The following is an 18,629-nucleotide window of genomic DNA, read 5'->3' as shown; positions in this document are numbered from 1 at the left end:
ATGAGAAGGCTTTGCGCACAAACACTGATTGTCATTGCGCTGGCAGCGGCAATAAGCAGCTCCCGAACGCGGCAAGCCATGGCGCAGGAAACCATCCGCCAGTATCTTTCCGGCACCGACGCCGAGCACACTGCGCCGTGGGATTTTTATTGCGATGGCGGACGCAACAGCGGCTTCTGGACCAACATCGCCGTGCCCTCATGCTGGGAATTGCAAGGTTTCGGCAAATTTCGTTACGGCCTTGAGGATAAAAACTACACGCCCATTCGTGGGGACTACCGAAATCATTTTAGTGTTCCCGCCGAGTGGCGTGCAAAGCGCGTCTTTATTGTTTTCGATGGTGTCATGACCGATGCAGCGGTTAAAATTAATGGCAAGCAAGCCGGGCCGTTGCATCAAGGCGCCTTCTATCGGTTCAAATATGACATCACCGCGCTGCTCAAGTTTGGTCAAGAGAACCTGCTGGAAGTGTCCGTCAGCGACAAATCTTCAAACGCTTCGGTCAACAATGCCGAGCGCAATGCCGATTACTGGGTTTTTGGCGGAATTTTCCGGCCTGTTTGGTTGCAGGCCCAGCCGGCGCAGTTCTTAGAGCGCGTGGCGATAGACGCACGCGCCGGCGGCGCCTTCAAAATGGATTATTATCTCAGCGGCGAAGGCAACGCGGACAGTGTGAAAGTCACGCTGCAAGACGCACAGGGCCGGACCATCGGCAAACCCGTTTCCGTCCCGGTTGCGGCGGGGCGCGTCGCCATGAAGATTTCCGCACCGAGATTATGGAGCGCGGAAACGCCCGCGCTTTACAGTGCCCTGGTGCAACTCAAGCAGGGCGCGACTGTTCTGCACGAACTCAACCAGCGCTTTGGATTTCGGACGATTGAAGTGCGCTCGGGCGAAGGCCTCTTTGTCAATGGCCGGCACACCATGCTCAAAGGGGTCTGTCACCACGTCGCGTGGCCGACTCTGGGGCGCTCGTCCTCCGACCGCATTGCCGATCTGGACGTCAGCCTGATTCAAGACATGAACATGAACGCCGTGCGCATGTCGCATTACCCGCCTGACGAGGCATTCCTGGACTTGTGTGATGAAAAGGGGCTGTACGTTCTGGACGAACTCGGCGGCTGGCAGCACAAGTACGACACCCAAGTGGGCCGCCAACACGTGAAGGAAATGATTTCCCGGGATGTGAATCATCCCAGCATCATTATCTGGGACAACGGCAACGAAGGCGGTTGGAATACCAACCTGGACACTGACTTTGAGCAACTCGATCCGCAGCACCGGGTGGTCAACCACCCCTGGGCAAAGTTTGGTAACATTGATGATCCACACTATCCCGACTACAGGTCTCTGCTGCGGGGGCTTTCGCGCACTCTGGTTTACATGCCCACGGAATTTCTGCATGGGCTTTACGATGGCGGCCTGGGCGCGGGTTTGGAGGATTATTGGAATGCGATGCGCGGCAGTCGAGTAGCTGCCGGCGGGTTCCTTTGGGTGTTCGCCGACGAGGGCGTGCGGCGGGGCGATTTGAACAACGCAATCGACGTGAAAGGCAATTGGGCGCCTGACGGCATTCTTGGGCCTTTCCGCGAAAAGGAAGCCAGCTACTACACCATCAAGCAGGTCTGGTCGCCTGTGCAACTTCCAGACGCATTGCCCATGCATTTTAAAGGCAGTTTACCGGTGGAAAACCGTTACCAATTCACAAGCTTGGCCCAATGCGGGTTCACCTGGCAATTGCGCAAGTTCGGACAAGCGGCGGGGTTCCATGACGTTGCCCGGGGCAAGATCACCAGCCCCAAAGTCGCTCCCGGCCATTTCGGGAAACTGAGGCTTGGCCTGCCGGCAGATTGGCAAAACGCTGATGCGCTGGGCGTGACGGCACGCAATCCAATCGGTCAGGAATTGTGGACATGGGTTTATCCGCTACGGCCACACAATGATTTTACGCCGAGTGGTTCGCCGGTCGCGACGGTGAATGCGGGCAATGAATTGCAATTAAAGAGTGGCGGGACCGAAGCGCGCGTCGCCGCGGCAACGGGACAACTGCTCGGTGTCAAAGTCGATGGAAAAGATTTTTCGCTGACGAGCGAGCCGATTTCAAATGCGCAGTGGACGATGTTAAATTCGGGATGGCTCAAGTTGGACTACTCCGTTGATCCCGCAGTGCAGACGAACGACCCGGGGGTGGCGTTTGATTATCCCGAGGAAAAAATGCTCAATAAAATGTGGCTGGGCGACGGACCGTACCGCGTCTGGCGCAACCGGCTGAAAGGCGAAACATTCGGCGTGTGGGAAACCGCCTACAATACGACCGAGACCGGCTACAAGGACTGGGTGTATCCCGAGTTCGCCGGCTACTTTGCCAATGTGCGCTGGCTGAAGCTGGCGACCACTGAAGGCGCGCTCACGATGATGCTTCCCGATGAAAAAACCTTCGTGCGCGTCGGCACTCCGAAATTTCCGCCGGCGAAGCTGTCTGGAAGGACGAGGGTAAATTGCCCGCCGGGAAATCTTTCTGTGGTGCGTGATATTCCGCCGATGGGAACCAAATTCCACGTCCCGGCGCAGCTCGGCCCCCAATCAACCACGCCCTTGGTGAGCGCGCCATATCAAGGGACGATCTACCTTCATTTTTCCCGCGGAGTTCGTCCTCGGGCAATTTGTTCGTCCGCTCATACCTCGTCTTTACCTCCTCCCGCCTTCTCCAAAAACCTCTTTCGCCATTCAGCTCGGGAGATTTTCCCGCGATGATTGGTGTCCAATGAATCGACCAGCCACCATTTGCGCGGCACCTGCCATGCCGGCAATTTGTCCATAGCAAATTGTTTAAGCGATTCGCCAGTCACCTGCGGGTTCCCGGCGACACACGCCACAATGGTCTCTCCACGCTGGGTGTCCGCGCTGGGCACTCCAAAGGCCAGACACGCCCGCACATGCGGATGAGCGGCCAGGACCTTCTCGATAGCCTCCGGCAACACCTTGCGGCCTGCCACATTGATCTGGTCCGTCGCGCGGCCTCGCAAATAAACCCGGCCCTCTGAAATCTCGCCGAGGTCTCCGGAGCGAAAAACGCCTCCACAGAGATTCCCGGCAGGTTCGGGCCAATAACCCCAGCCAACAGCCTGCCCGCGCGCTTCGATGCAGCCGTCTTGGGCGATGGAAACCTGCACATTGCGCAACGGGGTTCCTGCGCAGGCAGCATCCCGGCGCGGCTCCGTTGTGGCGTCATACGCAATCCCCCCACACTCGCTGCTCCCGTAAAAATTGTGAAGCTTGAGACCGTGCCGAGCGAAGATATTCTGTTCGAGGGCCAGAGGAAGCGGCGCGCCCGCTGAGATGGCCAGCCGGATATTTGAAGGAATGACGCCGGCCTGTTGCCACGTTTGCCAAAGAGCTGGCACTGCCGCAAGGGTAATGGCCGGGTGCCCTTCGCTGGCCCGCCGAATCGCTTCCGGCAGGGCTGACCCGGCCAGGATTAGAGGAATCCCATGTAACAGCAGTGGCAGCACGAGATTGGAAAAACCGTACGAATGGGCGAGCGAAATGACCCCTAAATTGGGCCAATCTGGCCGCAGCCCCATCGTCCCAACAATGTTTTGGGCGTCCGCCGCCAACTGCGCCGCGGTAAATGCCACCAGTCGCGGGACGCCAGTTGTAGCCGAAGTTGTCTTGAGATGGACGACTTCGCGCGGCAACTCTTGACAAATCTGTGGCCGCTCCTGGTCTGGTTCAAGCGGGCAGACAACCTGCCCAGACCGCCACGCCCGCAGGACTGAAAAAACAAAGTCCACAGAGGCCCCTGACGGGAACGCGATCCCATCGGCTGCTCGCGGCCCGTTCACTGTGGCAGAGACCAGTTGTGCAAAGGTCCAGCAATGATTCTGGGCCAAATCCCACAGGGCGAGGTGGTCAGGATGGGAGCGCGCCGTTCGGCGCCAGGACTCGTAGAGCATTGCCAGTTACACGTCGGGCCTAAATCAGTTCTTTATGTGAGCGAGGAAAAATATGAAAACGGCAAAGGAAAGACAACCTCCATTGGTGCCATTCAGTTTGGTGTCCACAAATTAGACACGGGCCAGATCAAAACCCATTACGTTTGTTATCGCCTCATGCTATATTATTAAAAAGATGTCTGCATTTTTTCGTCCAACAGGTATTGACGCTAAGATCGCGGCAGATAAGAATCATATCCACCCCAAGCGGCGGAATGAGCAAATACGAAATGACGAAGCAGCGCATCTTGAGCGGCACTGCGAATGCTAACATCCAATTTGAAGATTTGTGCCAGCTTGTGACCCGTTTGGGATTTAATCAAAGCAAGCCACCACATTTTTTCAAAGGAAGGCATCGAGCCTATTGTGATTTTACAGCCCGGACGCGATGGTAAAGCCAAGCCATATCAGGTTAGGCAGGTTCGCATGATCATCAATCTGTTTAATTTATGAAACACGATTACCCAGTCCAAATCCTATGGAGCCCTGAAGACAGGGCGTATCTAGCTATTCCATTTCAACTTCCAGGTTGCATGCCCGATGGCGAGACCCCTGAACAGGCAATCGCTAATTTGCGCGATGCGATTGGTGCTTGGATCGAAGTTGCCACCGAAGAAGGAAGGCCAGTCCCCGCGCCGATGACGGCAGAGGATGTCGCACGCGAACAGCGAAAAGCAGAGGAGCAATTGCGAGCAGTGGGGATGCAGGATCAGCGGACTAATCGACCGCCTCATCCAGCAGCATTGAGACCTAACTGTCCGATCCCGCTGGTTCAAGTCGCGGGTGGAACAATCCCCCGGCACGAAAGGAGTAAATACTACCCGTGGGTGTATTCGAAGATGCCAATTGCTCGAGAACCCGCTTAACGGCGGTCTCTACAGCGCGATCTATATTTGCCTGCCAGCCTTCAAACTTTGCTTCAAGCAAGCAGGATTATTGAAGCCGCGTAAGAAACCATACGTGCAGCGGCAGAGAGCGTCGCGAAGCCTCCGGAGAAGGGCGTTTGCCGGCGCTCTGCGAAGGCTGCTCGCGAACACGCTCAACAAGGGCCGGGACACGGTGCATTCCAAATGCATTGCGCCGTTAGGCTGTGGCTTTGCGGCGCTGGTTTTGCTGCCGTTGACGCTGGTTTGCGGCTGTACCGGACCGCGTCTGATGGCGGACCCGCCCCAAAGGCCATTTGAATTCGCCAAGGACACTTTCTCTTACCCGAATGAACTGTTGTGGGAGTATGGCTACAATACCAACGGCGCCTGGACGAGCCACCGCCGTGAGCCGAAACCTTCGTACGCTCAGCATTGTTTCGTTGTGGCGCGTTCGGCGGTCCAGTTTTTTGAGAACGCGCGTTTTGAGCCACAACTGACAATAGCTGACGAGCGGACTTATCGGCGGCTTATTCGTCGGGTGGTGGCGACCAACCTGCGAAAACCCCTGTCTGAAAATCAAAAGATTGTCATACCGGGCTATGCCGATTTGCGTGACTTCAGCCACGAGCAGGAAAAGCTCCTCAAGCACGAATGCGGCAGTTCATTGCAATGCTATTTTCAGCGCGGTCACTGGCGGATGATCCTGCCTTTTACCCGCCGCGAGCAGGAGCGAGTCGCTCAACATCTCCTGGCTCATCTCTCTCCCACCCACCCGCTTATCGTTCACTTGGTCCGTTTTCCGAGCCTCACCATCAACCATGCGGTCGTTGTCTTTAAGGCCAGACCTGCTGGAAACCAAATCCTGTTCAGCATCTATGATCCTAACCAGCCCTCTGAACCGCGCACTCTGACGTTCGACAGCGCCAGCCGCACCTTTTTGCTCGCCGCCAATAACTATTTCCCCGGCGGCAGGGTGGATGTGTACGAGGTTTATTATCAGTGGGATTACTGACAATACCCTACTCCCCTTCCAACTTCTCGCGTCCTGAGTAGCCGCTGTCCAGCTCGTGCCAGAATTCGATGTCCTCTTCGCCCTCTTCCCAACAAAGGAAAACCTCCCGGCCCCCGATGATAGCCGGGAAATCGATAAGGCCGCGTTGGAGGTCCTTGATTTGGATTTCGCGCTGGAAAAACTCCATCAAAACGTTTTTGAGCTCGGCGATGGTGCGCACCCAATTGTTCACCACATCCCCGCCCAAATCGGCGCCCGGTGTTCGCACAATTTCGAGGCGTTTATCCAGCTCTTCGAGAGCCGCGCGCAAATCGCTCAACCGCTTGAGCCACTGGCGAACCTCTGGCAGCAAGCGCCGCGCCTGGGCGCGCGTATAATGCTTTCGGAACTGGTGAGCCATACAACCCTCTCCTTGAGGTTTATTCGTGCTGCTCCGGGCTTTTGGGATTCGGAGCCTGGCCCGGCGCAGGCGGGACGACCTCGAGTTTGCGGCGGACCTGTTCATTGGCTTCGAGGGTCAAGGATTTGGTCCATGCCTCGCGTGCCTTCTGCGGCTGATCGAGAGCAGCGTAGATATCGCCGAGGTGATCAAGGACGGTTGGGTCAGGGTCCTTGGACAACTGCACCGCTTTGAGGATATAGCCCAAGGCGTCCTGGGGCTGTTTTAACTTGAAGAGCACCCAACCCAGGCTGTCCAGGTAGGCGGGGTTTTGCGGTTCCTTTTGCAGGGCTTTCTGGATGAGTCCACGTGCCCGGTCGAGTTTGACACCGTGCTCGGCCCACATATAGCCGAGGTAATTGAGCGCCTCGCTGAAATCCGGGGCGAGTTGGAGGCATTTTTGGAAATAATCCTCTGCCTGCGTGTAATCACCCGTGCGCTCGTAAGCGGCTCCGATCTCGAAATAGAACTCCTGATTCAAACGCGCCGGTTCGGTTGCTTTGGCAATCACCTCAGCGGCGGTGTAATGACGGATGGCCTGGGGATAGGCCTTCTGCCGGGTATAGGCCAGGGCGGTGATGAGTTCCACATCAAAATCTTGCGGGAATTTCTGGCGCGCTTTGTCCAGCGTCGCCAGGGCCTCTTGCGATTGATTGATGCCAATCTGAGAAAGAGCCAGGTAGCAATAAGCCTCCTCAGCCCCGGGATTGAGCACAATGGTCTTGCTGAAGCAATCAGCCGCATGGGCTGAATCTTTGGCCTCATAATACAGGCGGCCAAGGTAGAAGTAAGCCTGCGGATTGGTCGGATCATCGCGAATAACGGCTTCGAACTGCTCGATGGCTTTCTTGTTGTCGCTTCCGCGCAAGTAAATACTGGCAAGTTTGGCATGCACTCGCTCGCGGATGAACGGCACGTCCGGCAGCTTTTTGACCAAATCCAGGTAAAGGGCTGCCGCTCTGCCGGTCTCGCCCAATGCAGCGAAGCTGTCTGCGAGCCTGAGGCGCAATTGCATCCCGGCAGGATTGAGCTTGTCTGCGCGCTTGAGAGCCGCCAGGGCCTGGGCGTCGAGTTTCTCTTTCTCGGACGGGGACTGCAGTGCGACACTGGCGCATAGCTCAGCCAGTCCAACCAGAAAATCCGCATCCGCTTTGGGCTGGCGCCCCGCCGCCTCCAGCACCTTCAAGGCCTCCGGGGACTGCTTTTTCTGAAGAGCCAGCAACACTAAATTCTGGTAACCAGCCAAAGAGTCCGGTGAACGCTTGATGGCAGCCCGGTTGGCGGCTGCGGCCTGTTCGTTCTTTCCCAATTGGGCATCAATCATTCCCAAGCGCGCAAAAATCGCGCCGGTGGCACGGGGCCGGGCCGCGGCAGCCGATACAACCGCCAGCGCCTTTTCAGGCTGCTTCTGCTGCAATAACCGGCGCGAGACCTCCAGGATGAGCGCCTCGTTGTCCGGGTCGTTCAGGGCCGCCTGGTAATACTCCTCCAGGGCCGCCTGTGTATTCTCCTCCATCTCATAGACGATAGCGGCGGCATAATGGGCGTGGGCCTCGGCGAGCTTGTCGGCAGGCCAGTCCTTGCCTTGCCCTTTACCTCGCGCCATGACAGGACCAGGCGTCTGGCCGTTTGCATCTCGACCTTGTTTTGGGGCTGACCGGCAACCGGTGACGAGCAATAAACTCACCCCGGCCATTATCCCCAAAAACCAGCGATTACACAGCATGATGACCAAACACCTCCTTCCTCAAACGCGGAGAGCGAAAGACAAATCAGTAGCCCGAGCCCGAGCTACTTCTGCCAGGTGCGCTTCTTATGACGATGGGCGCGCAACTTTTTGCGCCGTTTATGTTTATTAATCTTCGATTTACGACGTTTCTTCAGTGAACCCATAGCGGTGTTTTATGTGCCTGCTCAACAGGCTTAGCCATTCTGCGGCGGAATGCAGCAAAAAGCAACTCCCAACGTGCGGCACTCCCTGGAGCTCAAGTTCGGGCATGTTTTTGAACCCGAATCTCCTGTAGTAATCCGGATGTCCTACGAGACAGCAGCCCTGCGCATTCAGTTCTTTCAGCCGTGACAGCCCCTCCCGTATGAGAGTTTGGCCGATGCCTTGGCGCTGGTACGTCGGCGACACTGAAACAGATCCAAGGCCGTACCACTTCCGAGTGCCGTCAGAAATGATCACGGGCGAGAACGCAATATGGCCTACCACCCGTCCATCTACTTCTGCGACAAGCGATACTGTGAGGGCCTTGGCGATGCGTAGTGCCTCGATGATGAACTGCTCGGTGTGGTTGCTGATCTCCAGGGTCCTAAACGCGGCAACGGTCACCTCCCTTATCGCGCTCACATCGGCATCGGTCTCGCTCCTGACAAGGAACTTCGGATTCATGGGTTTCGTCTTTCTCTTTTCCGCTGGCCAAGCATGTGATCGCCAGGCGGTCCATGCACAGCCTCGTTGATATCGGACTCTTGTAAGCCTGTTCCCAGGTAACTCATAAAAGCGGAAAGTGAAAGTTATTGTGAATCTGCACGGTTAATCAGGCCCTTCGAGGGCCTCACAACCGGTGTGCAGCCCAAAATGAACAAGCTTCTCCCGCATCGTCGTGCGGCTTACGCCCAGCCATCGCGCTGCCTTCGCCTGGTTTCCGTTGGCCATCGCGATGGCTCGGCTGAACAATTCCCGCTCCATTTCTTCGATCATGGAGGCTCTGGCATCAAGCAGCTCGCCTCGACGCGCGCGAGTGAGTAATTCGGTAAAATAGCCTGAAAGAGTCTGCTCTGAGTAGTGTATGGGTCTCCGCACTCCAGCATAGGCCTGCTGGGCGTGCTCCACGGTTACAGGGTAGCCGCGGGCGAGAAGTAACGCGTGACGCACTACATTTTCCAGTTCGCGCACGTTGCCGGGCCAGAGCTGTGCCTGGAGAAAGCTAATCGCATCGGGTTGTATCGAAGGCGATTCCACCCCAACTTCCAGCGCAGAGCGTTGCAGCGAATATTTCACCAACTCCGGGATGTCATCGGCGCGCTCGCGGAGCGGGGGCAAAGTTATCGTAACCGAGCTCAGCCGATAGAAGAGGTCCTCTCGAAAGAGCTTATCCTTCATGGCCGCTTCAAGATCCCGGTGTGTCGCGGCCAGAACCCGCACATCGACAGAGATCTTGTCATTGCCGCCCAGCCGCTGAAGGTATTTTTCCTGTAGAATCCGAAGCAGTTTAACCTGGGTGCCGAGGCTCAGATCCCCGATTTCATCCAGGAGAATTGTACCTCGATTGGCCTGCTCGAACCGGCCAATCCGACGCGCATGAGCGCCCGTGAACGAACCTCGTTCGTGCCCAAACAACTCACTTTCCAGCAGCGTCTCAGGTATTGCCGCGCAATTCACCGCGATGAATGGCTGGGCCGCACGATGGCTATGTTGGTAAATGGCGCGGGCCACCAGTTCCTTTCCCGTTCCGGTCTCGCCACGGATTAACACCGTAACCGGAGTAGCCGCAACACGCCCGATTTCTTTGTAAATGGCCTGCATTGCGCGGCACGAGCCAATAATTGCTGGCTGCGATGGCTCGGCCTTTCCGAGTTCCAACGGCTCGGACATCATCCGGCTGCTGGTGACAGCGGCAGCAACCAGCTTCAGCAACTCCGCCGTGTCAAAAGGTTTGAGGAGGTAATCGTAAGCGCCCAATTTGGTAGCCTCGATCGCTGTTTCCGTTGTGCCGAAGGCGGTGATCATGATGATCGGCAGCTTCGGCTTGGCGGTGTGAAGTTTTTCAACCAGTTGAAGACCAGACAGGCCGGGCATTTTTAGATCGGTAATAACCAGGTCGCACGAATCCTTGACAGCGGCAGCTAAGCCGTCATCGCCCCTGGTTGCCATAGCCACGTCATAGCCTTCGGCGTGCAACTCCTTCTTTAGAGACTCGGCAATACTTGAGTCGTCTTCAATGATTTGTATCTTTGGTCGAGTTTTCATCCGAATGGCGTTCTGCTTCCGGCAAGAGCAGGCTGAAGGTTGTGCCCCGGCCTTGTTGGGTCGTAAACTGCAGCGCGCCGCCTTGCTGTTCGACGATTCGCGTCGCGATTGAAAGACCTAAGCCCGTGCCTTCTTCCTTTGTCGTGAAGAATGGATCGAAAATCCGCTTCTGCACCTCTGGCGGAATCCCCTTGCCCGTATCGCTGACCTCCAGCACAACGACCGGGCCGGATCGGCCGCCTAAGCGCGCGGCTTCCTTGCGGGCCCGGAGGCGGATCATTCCATCGCGCTCAATGCTCTCGGCTGCGTTCTGGACCAGGTTGATCAGGACCTGCTCAATTTGCTGTGGATCAACTCTCACCCACAGGTCAGGAGGGGATTCCAGCAGGAGTTGAATCGCAGCCTTTTCCAATTGCCCGCCGAAAAGCGCCCGAACCCTAACCAGCAGGCTATCGGCCGAAACCGTCACAAGTTTCGGCTCCGCCGGGCGGGCAAACTGCAGAAATGCCTGCACGATACCCTCCAGACGTTTGATCTCATTATCAATAACGGTGGCGTCCTCGTGTTCGGAGGAACCACTGACCAGGCTGCGCTTGAGGCTGTGAATCCGCACGTTGATCGCTGTTAGCGGGTTGCGGATCTCATGGGCCACGCCCGCCGCGAGCGTGCCAAGCGAGGCCAGTTTCTCATGACGTTCGATAATTGCGCGGCTTTGCCGCAACTGGTTGCGCAGTGGCGCCAGGAGTTCACGGTAGCCCGACAAGCCTACTACCACTCCGAGACCGACCACCAGCATCAATGACACCAGCAGGAGGCCCTCCACCCAACTGAGCGACCGATGTGATTCCTGCATGAATTCGGCAAGCGCGACCCGCTCCGTCGCTGCCAGGCTGTCGCACAGCGCGAGTAGTGGGGCGGCATTATTTTCGACTTGCTCCAATGCGGGTTTCCCATCGGAGGTGGCATGTTCCTCCATGAGTTTTGCTCCCCGGCTCAGGTATACTTCGAGAGCCGCCTCGACTTGAGCCAGTTTTTCGCGCTGGTCAGAGGCGGTAAACGAGCCCGCGTGCGCGCCTATCCACTTCTTCAATTTTTCGCCGCCTTCCAGAAATCTCCTCTTGCTGGCTTCATCCCTACGCAAATCGTGGTCAAGCAGCGCCTCATTCATGTTCCGAATGGGGGCTTCGATATAATCGGACAGGTGGAAACTGTCGCTTTCCACAAGCGCAAAACTCGCACGGAGATGGTGGACTTCACGCCAAGTCGTCCGGACCGCCCAGGCGACCAAAATCGACGTCAAAGCGACGGCCAGGCCAAACCTCAAAAATCTCCGCGAAGCAGTCATGATGTGACCAGCCGCTGACCACAGATGAACGTCCGCTGGTCATTTGAGAGCGGTCCCGCCTGTCCCGGAAAGCTCATATTTGCAGTGTTTTTAGGGCCTAGAGAGCGAAATCACCGCTGGCACACGTCCAGCTAGGATCAAACCCGCAGGCTCGACCACGGCAATCATGTATCAGAAAGAGTGCCAAGGGCGATGAAAAGTTCGAAACGCATGAAACAGCAGGACGCACAGCAGGTGCCGGCGATTGAGTGAGGTGTGCTATGAAATTCAAACCAACCAGAAAGGCGGGCGGACTAGCGGTGGAACTCAGCACCCGCGAGGCACAACTGCCGCTTCACGCCCAAGCTGAAGGGCTAGCCGTGCCGAGATTCACACTGAAAAAAATTCTTGTGTCCGTTGACTTCTCGGCCTGCTCAAGGAAAGCCCTGCATGATGCAGCGCCGTTCGCCAGGCAATTCGGAGCTGATCTTACGCTCATCTTCGTCCTGCAAAGTTATCCACCCACATTGGAGTTGGCCGACATTGATCCAACCGCGGAAGCCAAGGCGGAATTGGAGGATTTGCGAAAGTCGGTTTGTCACATCGTACGGACTGAAACGGTCCTGAAACGAGGCGAACCGTACCGCGAGATTGTTGGGGCCGCCAGTGAGTTGGAGATTGATCTAATCATTCTCTCGACCCACGGGCGGAGCGGAGTGGCCCGGGTGCTGCTGGGGAGTACAGCAGAAAAGGTGGTGCGGCACGCCGGGTATCCGGTGCTGGTCGTGCGGGAGAACGAACCTGAATTCCTTGCGCAAGAGCCGATATCGGTCAACGACCGAAAAGCAGAGCCAATCATATGACGGAGAAAATTCTTGTGGTCGATGACGAGAAATCGATCCGGGAGGCCCTAAACAAGGTTCTGCGGGCTGAGAACTATGAAGTGCTGGTGGCCGAAACCGGTAAAGATGCAGTGGAAAGGTGCGGAACCGGAAGAATTGACCTGCTGCTCCTGGATCTCAATCTGCCCGGAAAAAACGGCTGGGCGACCCTGGATTGGCTGGCGAAAGTCAATCCTTTGCTGCCCGTCATTATCATCACCGGCCGTGCGAACCAACGTGAACTGGCCGAAAAATCGCGGGCCGATGCCCTGATGGAAAAGCCGCTGGATGTCCCGCTGCTGCTGCAAACCATCCGCGAACTTCTGGCTGAGCCGATGGAAATCCGGGCACAACGCTCCAGCCGGCGATCCTCCAGTTTCAGATTTCTTTCCTGTGACGAGCGGCTGTTTCGCCAAATGCTGAACGACCGCTTTACTGTGCCTTGCCCCCTGACCGACCGCGCGTGGCATCTCACAGAGAAGGATTAGACACAACACGAAAGGCAAGGGTGCGACGAATCAATCTATGAAGAAAAGAATCATGGTGCTGGACGATGACGAGCAGATACGTCAATCGCTGCAAAAATTGTTGCAGGCCGAGGGCTACGAGGTGGTTGCGGCTGCCGAGGGCGCGGAAGCACTCGATGAACTAGGTCGCAATAAAATCGATCTGCTGTTGTTGGACCTGAATCTCCCGAATAAGAGCGGCTGGGAGATTTTCGAGCGGGTGACTTCGAACCGCCCCCTGGTTCCCGTCATCATCATTACCGGCAGGGCCAAGCAATCGGAGTTGGCGGTTGCGGCGGGCGTTGGTGCTTTAATGCAAAAGCCATTGGATGTTCCCTTGCTCCTCAAGACCATCGCCGAACTGCTTCTGGAACCTCCGGAGAAGCGCCTTAAACGGCTGGTGGGAGTCGAGCAATCGACACGCTGTTTTCAGCCAGCCCCCGCCGTAGCGTCCGTTCAAAGCTCGCTTAGAGTGAGACGGAAAGAGCCAAGGGTGCGCCATCAGTTATGAAGAAGCATGTTTTGATAGTTGACAGTGAACCGCGGTGCTACTCGCAATTGCGCAACAAATTGATCGCGAACAATTATGACGTCTTCCATGCCGCCAGTATCGAGGAGGCGATGGAGCACTTCCACATCAGGACGGCGGACCTGCTGTTGGTCGACCTGGACGTGCCCGGGGACAGAATTTCCAACGGGCTTTCAAGGGTGGCCCAATTGAATGCAAGCGTGCGAATCATCGGCGTTACGGAACGAACCGAGGGCAGCGAGATCGCGGTTCGTGAGCGCTTGGACGGAGTCGCGGAAAAGCCCTTTGCTCTGGGCAATTTGATCACATTTGTTCGCGAACTGCTAAGAAATCCGTCTCCATGGAAGGAGTTTCGCTACCTGGCTCCACGGAGGCCCGGCTTACACGTGAGTGCGTCCCATCGTCCGCGCCGCGTATTGGACTACCCGGCGGCGTATAGCGGCTGGGGAATTAACGAATAAAACATCACCAATCAAAACTATGCGAAAGAAAAACAACAGCCACAAACGGCCAAACAATGGCGCAAAGCCAATTCAAATTGAATTCAACCACTCATTGGCCAGTGTCGTCGCGATAGCCGGCTCTTTCAACGGTTGGCAGCCGGAGGCGGCTCAACTCATAGCAAAGGGTAAATGGGTGAAAGAATTGATACTACCGCCGGGTAGGTACGAGTACTTGTTTGTGGCCGATGGAAAATGGATTCCTGATCCGCTTGCAAAGGAGGGGATTCCCAATCCATTCGGCGGGATGAACTCACTGCTCACGGTCACAGAGTAGGTAGCAGGCCGGATGCGCCACTGGCGCTCTTGTGCAGCGGGACTGTGCAAAAACTAGAAATCTCCAACTTTAGCTTAACACTATGAAACAACAATTCTTGCTCCTGATTGGCGCCGTCCTCGTGGCGGCGGTTATCGCTGCCGAAGCCAAAGTCTCTCAACAGACGCTCGACAATTTGAACACCGCGTTTCAGGGCGAATCCAACGCGGCTCACCGTTATGAAGCCTTTTCGAAAAGGGCCGAGGCTGAAGGACACGGCCAGGCAGCTCGTCTCTTTAGGGCTGCGGCGCGAGCGGAATCGATCCACAAGGAAAATCACAAACAGGCGATTTCGGTGCTCGGCGGAAAGATCAAAGATTTCAAGCTCGATGAAATCAAAATCGGCGCCACTGCCGAGAATCTCCAGGCAGCGATCAAAGGCGAGAGCTATAAGCGGGACACGATGTATCCCGATTTCCTTAAACAGGCCAAAGCCGATGAGGCAAAGGAGGCCACCCGGACTTTCCTGTATGCCGAAAAAGCGGAAGCTGAACATGCCAAGCTCTACCGGGAAGCCCTGGACAGCCTCGGGCAAAAGCAGGACGGGCCCATTTATGTGTGCAAAGTATGCGGCTACACGACGACGAAATTGCCAAACCGCAATTGTCCGAGTTGCCGTGAGTCGGTGAGTGAATACGAGAGAATCAACTAGGGCCGCGGCCAAACAACGGATTGCTTTATGAATCTTCTGCCCAATCCTCTCCACCCTGCAGTGGTCCATTTCCCAATTGTGCTGCTGCTGCTTGGGGCTGTGGTCACGATCGCTGCGGTGTTTGTGCGCAAGTACGGTGTCCCGGCGCTGGCAGCGGGCCTACTGGTGCTGGGAGCGGTGGGCACCTGGGGCGCGGTGGAGTCAGGCGAATCTGATGGGGGACTCGTAGAGAACACCGCGCCTCAGGTCAATGACCTGGTGGATGACCATGAGAGGTGGGCGAAACGGACTTTGGCAATGAGCATTTTAGCTGCGTTCGCCGCTGGAGGTTCGGTGATAACGGCCCGATGGCCACGGATAGCACGTGCCGTGGCCGTCGTGGCCGTCGTGGCCGCGCTGGTCTCAGTTGCTGCGGCTTACGGCATATATGAAACCGGTCATCGCGGCGGCGCATTGGTGTATCGCCACGGTGCCGGCGTTCAAGTGGCGACCACAAAACCGCCCCCTGCTGAGGCTGCGAGCCGCACTGCGGGGGTGCTGGACACCGACTGAAATGATTGTGTTCGTTCCTGTACCGTCGAGAGTCGAATTGCCACGGGGGAATTGACCGGAAGATCATTATGAGAACCAAAGCAAATGCTGAGCCGGGACTCGTCTCGGCGCCGTTGGTTATAAGCACCGCGCGGTTTTATAATGGGCGATTGTCGATCCCGTGGGATACAGTTGGGGTGCGTGCTTCTGCTTGGGTGCATAACGTGCGAACGATTGTGTAACGGGGTCGCCCATTAGGGCACTGAATCAAGTAGGAAAAAACGTTCCCGTCCCGATTTTTTCTTTTCGGTTTTTCCGCGGACCTTTCGTTCCATTTTGCCAGGCAGCAGCCAGTCTTCCCCAATAATCGTGGTCTCTACGGCCCGGCCCCTATGTTTACGCCCGGAGAATCCCCGGGAACATTCTCAGCTTTCCCCTGGTTGAGCCCCCGGCCTGGCTGTGCCAATCTGGTTTCAGACATTATGCCTGAGCCGGGAAGAGTGGTTGGAAAGCGGATTCTCATCGTCGATGACGAGCCCGGCACGCGTGATGCCCTCAAGCTCCTCCTTGCCCTCGATGCGCACCAGGTCAAAGAGGCCGCCAACGGCAAGGAAGCCTGCTACTTGTTTGTGCCGGGAGATTTCGACCTCGTCATCACCGATTATTCCATGCCGGAAATGCGCGGCGACGAGTTGGCCCGAACCCTCAAGTGTCTTGTGCCCAGCCTGCCTATCCTGATGATTACCGCGTACGCCGCACAGGTCTGGAGCCGCGACAACCCGGTTGATGCGATTCTTCCCAAGCCCTTTACCCTGGGCGAATTGCGCCGGACAATTTCGGACTTGCTCGCACCCGATGGCCCTCGCATCCGTGGCGCGATGCCCGCCCTCCAATCTGGCCCGCAAGTGCGCACCCCGGACGCCGGTCGGCTTGAATTAGGCTCAGGTTAGAGCGCACCTCCGCCTTTGGAGGAGAGGGAGACCGCGTTTCGCGCAACAGTCGCCCAAACGCAATGGCAATGGGGCGCGCCACCAAAGGTTTGGAACCACGGGCTTGGGCTGTGCGTGCTTTGGCGCCTCCTGCGCCCGGGACGCGCCCTCTCCTAACTAAAACTTGCCGACGTGCCAGCCATCCCTGTATCTGCGTTGAAGGTAATGGTTTACTTCCGCCATGTTTTTGATCTTGAGCTCGACCGGGTCCCATTCCAGTTCTTGTTCAGGCATCCGAATCGCCAAGGTCCCGAGCAGGATGGCTTCCGTCATTGGCCCTGTTTGAGCGAAATACGATTCGGTATTGGGGCCGCCAAGGCAGGCATCGACAAAATGATGATAGTGATTGCGCGGCGGGAGTTGAGGCCGTTTGACATCCTTGAACTTTTCCTCCGGCAACAATTGTGGGGGCGCGTTGTGCGGGATGAGCAGGGAACCCTCCGTTCCAATCAACATCGAGGATTCGGGGGGATACTCGGTGAGGTCTTCGGAGTAGAGTTTGCGGATGTGCTCCGGGGGATAATAGGCGCCATCGAACCATTCCAGGAGCAGTTCCTTGCCGGCAATCTGCTCGTTGCCTGGGAAGGTCCAGGTGATATGGTCTCCTTGCGGCCAATTGTCGGCGCGCCGCTCGGGAGAATCTTTCCAGGATTGCTGCACCTCGGCTCTGACCGTGAGCGGCGGGGTCAGGCTAATTCCCTTCCACACCGGATCGAAAATGTGACACCCAATGTCGCCCGACCAACCGGTGCCAAAGTCCTGCCAGGCCCGCCACTTGGTCGGATGATAAATATCGGGCGCATAGGGGCGCACGGGGGCCGTGCCGAGCCAAAGATTCCATTGCAGCGATGCCGGTGGGTCCTGGCCGACGGCGGGTCGTGGTCCCTTGAGCCGGTAGGTCTCCACAGCCCCTGGCCGGTTCGAGCACAGATAGGCATGCGTCACCTTTCCAATGCGCCCCTCTTTAAGCCAGATCACCGCCGTACGATCATGAATGCTCGACGCGACCTGCGTGCCCAATTGCGTTATCACGCCCCGCCTAATAGCCGCCTGCGTCAAAGCCCGCACCTCCGCCACATCATGACACAGCGGTTTCTGGCAATAGACGTTCTTCCCCCTCTGAACGGCGTTGTAGGCTATCGAAAAATGCATGTGGTCCGGGACAGTCACATTGACCGAATCCACGTTGGACTCCTTTTCAAGCAACTCGCGCCAATCCGAGTAACGCCGCGCCCCCGGAACCACTTTGGCTGCGGCATCGAGGTTGTTGGAATCCACGTCGCACAGGGCGACGATCTCGACTCGCGGATGGGAAAGAAAGTTATGGAGATCCCCCCAACCCATTCCAGCCACCCCAATGCAGGCATGCTGCAACTTCGAACCGGGCGCAATCTTCCTGGCTTGAGGCGCGGGCCGAAGATTTGCGCAGGAAACCAGCCAGGGCGCAGCCACAGCGCTTAGCGCCCCGGCCCGCAGAAACTGCCGGCGCGACCACGCTGCCCCCGGCGCAGAGCGCTCAGACCCGGGATTCGGACGGAAGGGCAACACCCTCGATTTCATTGTGCCACTCTGCCGGGAGCCCGGCGCCATTGCAAGCCTTTCGGATTGAAAACGCCGGCCCTTTCCTTCATAATATCGGCCAATGAACGGACTCTCTCTCTCTGTGCTCCTTTTGGCAGGAGCACTGTGCGCCGGGTGCGGCAGACCCGAGGCGGTTGCCTCACCTCCGGCGGACCCAAGCGAGCCCACCCAGGCTCAACCGAGGTTGCAAACAATGAAAATCTATGTTGGGCCGCAGGAGATGATAGCTGAGCTGGCTTTGACTCTCCAACAGGAACGCACTGGAATGATGTTCCGCACCAACATGGACGAAAATGCCGGGATGCTCTTTCCGCTGCCTTACACTCAACGGGCTTCCTTCTGGATGAAGAATTGTCCGCTGCCCCTTTCAGCGGCTTACATTGACGAGGAGGGCATTATTCAGGAGCTGCATGAATTGCACTCGTTTGACACCAACGCCGTGCTCGCAGCCAGCGATAATATCCGGTTTGTCCTGGAGACCCCACAGGGCTGGTTTCAGCGGCATGGGATTCATACCGGGATGGCGGTTGCT

The 18,629-nt window shown here is 57.0% G+C and carries 20 protein-coding genes and 1 pseudogene; 13 read left to right on the top strand and 8 right to left on the bottom strand.

Annotated features, from left to right (window positions below; translation table 11 throughout):
- A complete protein-coding gene (locus tag VG146_22870) occupies window positions 1-2,754 on the top strand; it encodes a glycoside hydrolase family 2 TIM barrel-domain containing protein (GenBank protein ID HEV2395204.1) in 2,754 nt (917 codons plus the stop codon).
- Here VG146_22870 and VG146_22865 read toward each other — a convergent pair.
- Window positions 2,676-3,956 carry a class I adenylate-forming enzyme family protein gene (locus VG146_22865; GenBank protein HEV2395203.1) on the bottom strand — a complete coding sequence of 427 codons (1,281 nt, stop codon included), beginning with the start codon at window positions 3,954-3,956 and terminating at the stop codon, window positions 2,676-2,678. The genes VG146_22870 and VG146_22865 overlap by 79 nt on opposite strands.
- Window positions 3,957-4,210: 254 nt before the next feature.
- Here VG146_22865 and VG146_22860 point away from each other — a divergent pair.
- The 3 genes and pseudogenes from VG146_22860 to VG146_22850 all read left to right on the top strand — a co-directional run bounded on the left by VG146_22860 (window position 4,211) and on the right by VG146_22850 (window position 5,873).
- Window positions 4,211-4,448 (top strand): annotated as a pseudogene (locus tag VG146_22860) (type II toxin-antitoxin system HicA family toxin).
- Window positions 4,445-4,861 (top strand): type II toxin-antitoxin system HicB family antitoxin, encoded by a 417-nt coding sequence (locus VG146_22855; protein ID HEV2395202.1) that lies wholly within the window; start codon window positions 4,445-4,447, stop codon window positions 4,859-4,861. Before VG146_22860 ends, VG146_22855 begins: the two are co-directional and overlap by 4 nt.
- 193 nt (window positions 4,862-5,054) lie before the next feature.
- The gene (locus tag VG146_22850; GenBank protein HEV2395201.1) at window positions 5,055-5,873 is read left to right on the top strand and encodes a hypothetical protein; all 819 of its coding nucleotides are present in this window, start codon (window positions 5,055-5,057) and stop codon (window positions 5,871-5,873) included.
- Between the two features lie 7 nt (window positions 5,874-5,880).
- On the opposite strand, the gene VG146_22845 is transcribed toward VG146_22850, so the two are convergent.
- The 6 genes from VG146_22845 to VG146_22820 form a co-directional block, all read right to left on the bottom strand.
- Window positions 5,881-6,273, bottom strand: a complete 393-nt coding sequence (locus VG146_22845) for a DUF2203 domain-containing protein (GenBank protein ID HEV2395200.1) — start codon at window positions 6,271-6,273, stop codon at window positions 5,881-5,883.
- A 19-nt stretch (window positions 6,274-6,292) separates the two neighbouring features.
- On the bottom strand, window positions 6,293-7,918 hold the full coding sequence (locus tag VG146_22840) for a tetratricopeptide repeat protein (GenBank protein HEV2395199.1): 1,626 nt from the start codon (window positions 7,916-7,918) through the stop codon (window positions 6,293-6,295).
- Window positions 7,919-8,103: 185 nt separating this feature from the next.
- Window positions 8,104-8,205: an AURKAIP1/COX24 domain-containing protein gene (locus VG146_22835; GenBank protein ID HEV2395198.1), complete on the bottom strand. Its 102-nt coding sequence runs from the start codon at window positions 8,203-8,205 to the stop codon at window positions 8,104-8,106.
- On the bottom strand, window positions 8,180-8,707 hold the full coding sequence (locus VG146_22830) for an N-acetyltransferase (protein ID HEV2395197.1): 528 nt from the start codon (window positions 8,705-8,707) through the stop codon (window positions 8,180-8,182). Before VG146_22830 ends, VG146_22835 begins: the two co-directional genes overlap by 26 nt.
- 144 nt (window positions 8,708-8,851) lie before the next feature.
- Window positions 8,852-10,288 (bottom strand): sigma-54 dependent transcriptional regulator, encoded by a 1,437-nt coding sequence (locus VG146_22825; GenBank protein ID HEV2395196.1) that lies wholly within the window; start codon window positions 10,286-10,288, stop codon window positions 8,852-8,854.
- The gene (locus tag VG146_22820) at window positions 10,257-11,456 is read right to left on the bottom strand and encodes an ATP-binding protein (protein ID HEV2395195.1); all 1,200 of its coding nucleotides are present in this window, start codon (window positions 11,454-11,456) and stop codon (window positions 10,257-10,259) included. Before VG146_22820 ends, VG146_22825 begins: the two co-directional genes overlap by 32 nt.
- A 437-nt stretch (window positions 11,457-11,893) precedes the next feature.
- On the opposite strand from VG146_22820, the gene VG146_22815 reads away from it, so the two are divergent.
- The 8 genes from VG146_22815 to VG146_22780 all read left to right on the top strand — a co-directional run bounded on the left by VG146_22815 (window position 11,894) and on the right by VG146_22780 (window position 16,477).
- Window positions 11,894-12,475 carry a universal stress protein gene (locus tag VG146_22815; GenBank protein ID HEV2395194.1) on the top strand — a complete coding sequence of 194 codons (582 nt, stop codon included), beginning with the start codon at window positions 11,894-11,896 and terminating at the stop codon, window positions 12,473-12,475.
- Window positions 12,472-12,981, top strand: coding sequence for a response regulator (locus tag VG146_22810; protein HEV2395193.1), 510 nt, complete (start codon window positions 12,472-12,474; stop codon window positions 12,979-12,981). The genes VG146_22815 and VG146_22810 overlap by 4 nt, the downstream gene beginning before the upstream one ends.
- A 37-nt stretch (window positions 12,982-13,018) precedes the next feature.
- Window positions 13,019-13,510, top strand: coding sequence for a response regulator (locus VG146_22805; protein HEV2395192.1), 492 nt, complete (start codon window positions 13,019-13,021; stop codon window positions 13,508-13,510).
- On the top strand, window positions 13,507-13,989 hold the full coding sequence (locus tag VG146_22800) for a response regulator (protein ID HEV2395191.1): 483 nt from the start codon (window positions 13,507-13,509) through the stop codon (window positions 13,987-13,989). The genes VG146_22805 and VG146_22800 overlap by 4 nt, the downstream gene beginning before the upstream one ends.
- Before the next feature lie 19 nt (window positions 13,990-14,008).
- Complete coding sequence (locus VG146_22795) at window positions 14,009-14,305, top strand: glycogen-binding domain-containing protein (GenBank protein ID HEV2395190.1); 297 nt, start codon at window positions 14,009-14,011, stop codon at window positions 14,303-14,305.
- An 82-nt stretch (window positions 14,306-14,387) separates the two neighbouring features.
- Window positions 14,388-14,996, top strand: coding sequence for a rubrerythrin family protein (locus VG146_22790; protein HEV2395189.1), 609 nt, complete (start codon window positions 14,388-14,390; stop codon window positions 14,994-14,996).
- 27 nt (window positions 14,997-15,023) lie between these two features.
- Window positions 15,024-15,548, top strand: coding sequence for a DUF2231 domain-containing protein (locus VG146_22785; GenBank protein ID HEV2395188.1), 525 nt, complete (start codon window positions 15,024-15,026; stop codon window positions 15,546-15,548).
- 461 nt (window positions 15,549-16,009) lie between these two features.
- Window positions 16,010-16,477: a response regulator gene (locus tag VG146_22780; protein ID HEV2395187.1), complete on the top strand. Its 468-nt coding sequence runs from the start codon at window positions 16,010-16,012 to the stop codon at window positions 16,475-16,477.
- Window positions 16,478-16,633: 156 nt separating this feature from the next.
- Here VG146_22780 and VG146_22775 read toward each other — a convergent pair whose 3' ends face one another.
- Complete coding sequence (locus tag VG146_22775; GenBank protein HEV2395186.1) at window positions 16,634-18,076, bottom strand: Gfo/Idh/MocA family oxidoreductase; 1,443 nt, start codon at window positions 18,074-18,076, stop codon at window positions 16,634-16,636.
- A gap of 214 nt (window positions 18,077-18,290) precedes the next feature.
- On the opposite strand from VG146_22775, the gene VG146_22770 reads away from it, so the two are divergent.
- Window positions 18,291-18,629, top strand: a 339-nt coding sequence (locus tag VG146_22770) for a DUF192 domain-containing protein (protein ID HEV2395185.1), incomplete at its 3' end; no start/stop codon positions are given.

It is taken from the genome of Verrucomicrobiia bacterium (assembly GCA_035946615.1).
Classification (GTDB): Bacteria; Verrucomicrobiota; Verrucomicrobiia; order Limisphaerales; family UBA8199; genus DASYZB01.
Note: the sequence above shows the minus strand (reverse complement) of the source record. Positions and strands in the feature narration are given on the sequence as shown.

Excerpts from the sequence above, each read along its gene's own strand:
- VG146_22870 (HEV2395204.1), top strand. The coding sequence starts at position 1 with ATGAGAAGGCTTTGCGCACAAACACTGATTGTCATTGCGCTGGCAGCG.
- VG146_22865 (HEV2395203.1), bottom strand. The coding sequence starts at position 3,956 with ATGCTCTACGAGTCCTGGCGCCGAACGGCGCGCTCCCATCCTGACCAC.
- VG146_22855 (HEV2395202.1), top strand. The coding sequence starts at position 4,445 with ATGAAACACGATTACCCAGTCCAAATCCTATGGAGCCCTGAAGACAGG.
- VG146_22845 (HEV2395200.1), bottom strand. The coding sequence starts at position 6,273 with ATGGCTCACCAGTTCCGAAAGCATTATACGCGCGCCCAGGCGCGGCGC.
- VG146_22840 (HEV2395199.1), bottom strand. The coding sequence starts at position 7,918 with ATGGCGCGAGGTAAAGGGCAAGGCAAGGACTGGCCTGCCGACAAGCTC.
- VG146_22835 (HEV2395198.1), bottom strand. The coding sequence starts at position 8,205 with ATGGGTTCACTGAAGAAACGTCGTAAATCGAAGATTAATAAACATAAA.
- VG146_22830 (HEV2395197.1), bottom strand. The coding sequence starts at position 8,707 with ATGAATCCGAAGTTCCTTGTCAGGAGCGAGACCGATGCCGATGTGAGC.
- VG146_22825 (HEV2395196.1), bottom strand. The coding sequence starts at position 10,288 with ATGAAAACTCGACCAAAGATACAAATCATTGAAGACGACTCAAGTATT.
- VG146_22820 (HEV2395195.1), bottom strand. The coding sequence starts at position 11,456 with ATGAATGAGGCGCTGCTTGACCACGATTTGCGTAGGGATGAAGCCAGC.
- VG146_22815 (HEV2395194.1), top strand. The coding sequence starts at position 11,894 with ATGAAATTCAAACCAACCAGAAAGGCGGGCGGACTAGCGGTGGAACTC.
- VG146_22810 (HEV2395193.1), top strand. The coding sequence starts at position 12,472 with ATGACGGAGAAAATTCTTGTGGTCGATGACGAGAAATCGATCCGGGAG.
- VG146_22805 (HEV2395192.1), top strand. The coding sequence starts at position 13,019 with ATGAAGAAAAGAATCATGGTGCTGGACGATGACGAGCAGATACGTCAA.
- VG146_22800 (HEV2395191.1), top strand. The coding sequence starts at position 13,507 with ATGAAGAAGCATGTTTTGATAGTTGACAGTGAACCGCGGTGCTACTCG.
- VG146_22795 (HEV2395190.1), top strand. The coding sequence starts at position 14,009 with ATGCGAAAGAAAAACAACAGCCACAAACGGCCAAACAATGGCGCAAAG.
- VG146_22790 (HEV2395189.1), top strand. The coding sequence starts at position 14,388 with ATGAAACAACAATTCTTGCTCCTGATTGGCGCCGTCCTCGTGGCGGCG.
- VG146_22785 (HEV2395188.1), top strand. The coding sequence starts at position 15,024 with ATGAATCTTCTGCCCAATCCTCTCCACCCTGCAGTGGTCCATTTCCCA.
- VG146_22780 (HEV2395187.1), top strand. The coding sequence starts at position 16,010 with ATGCCTGAGCCGGGAAGAGTGGTTGGAAAGCGGATTCTCATCGTCGAT.
- VG146_22775 (HEV2395186.1), bottom strand. The coding sequence starts at position 18,076 with ATGAAATCGAGGGTGTTGCCCTTCCGTCCGAATCCCGGGTCTGAGCGC.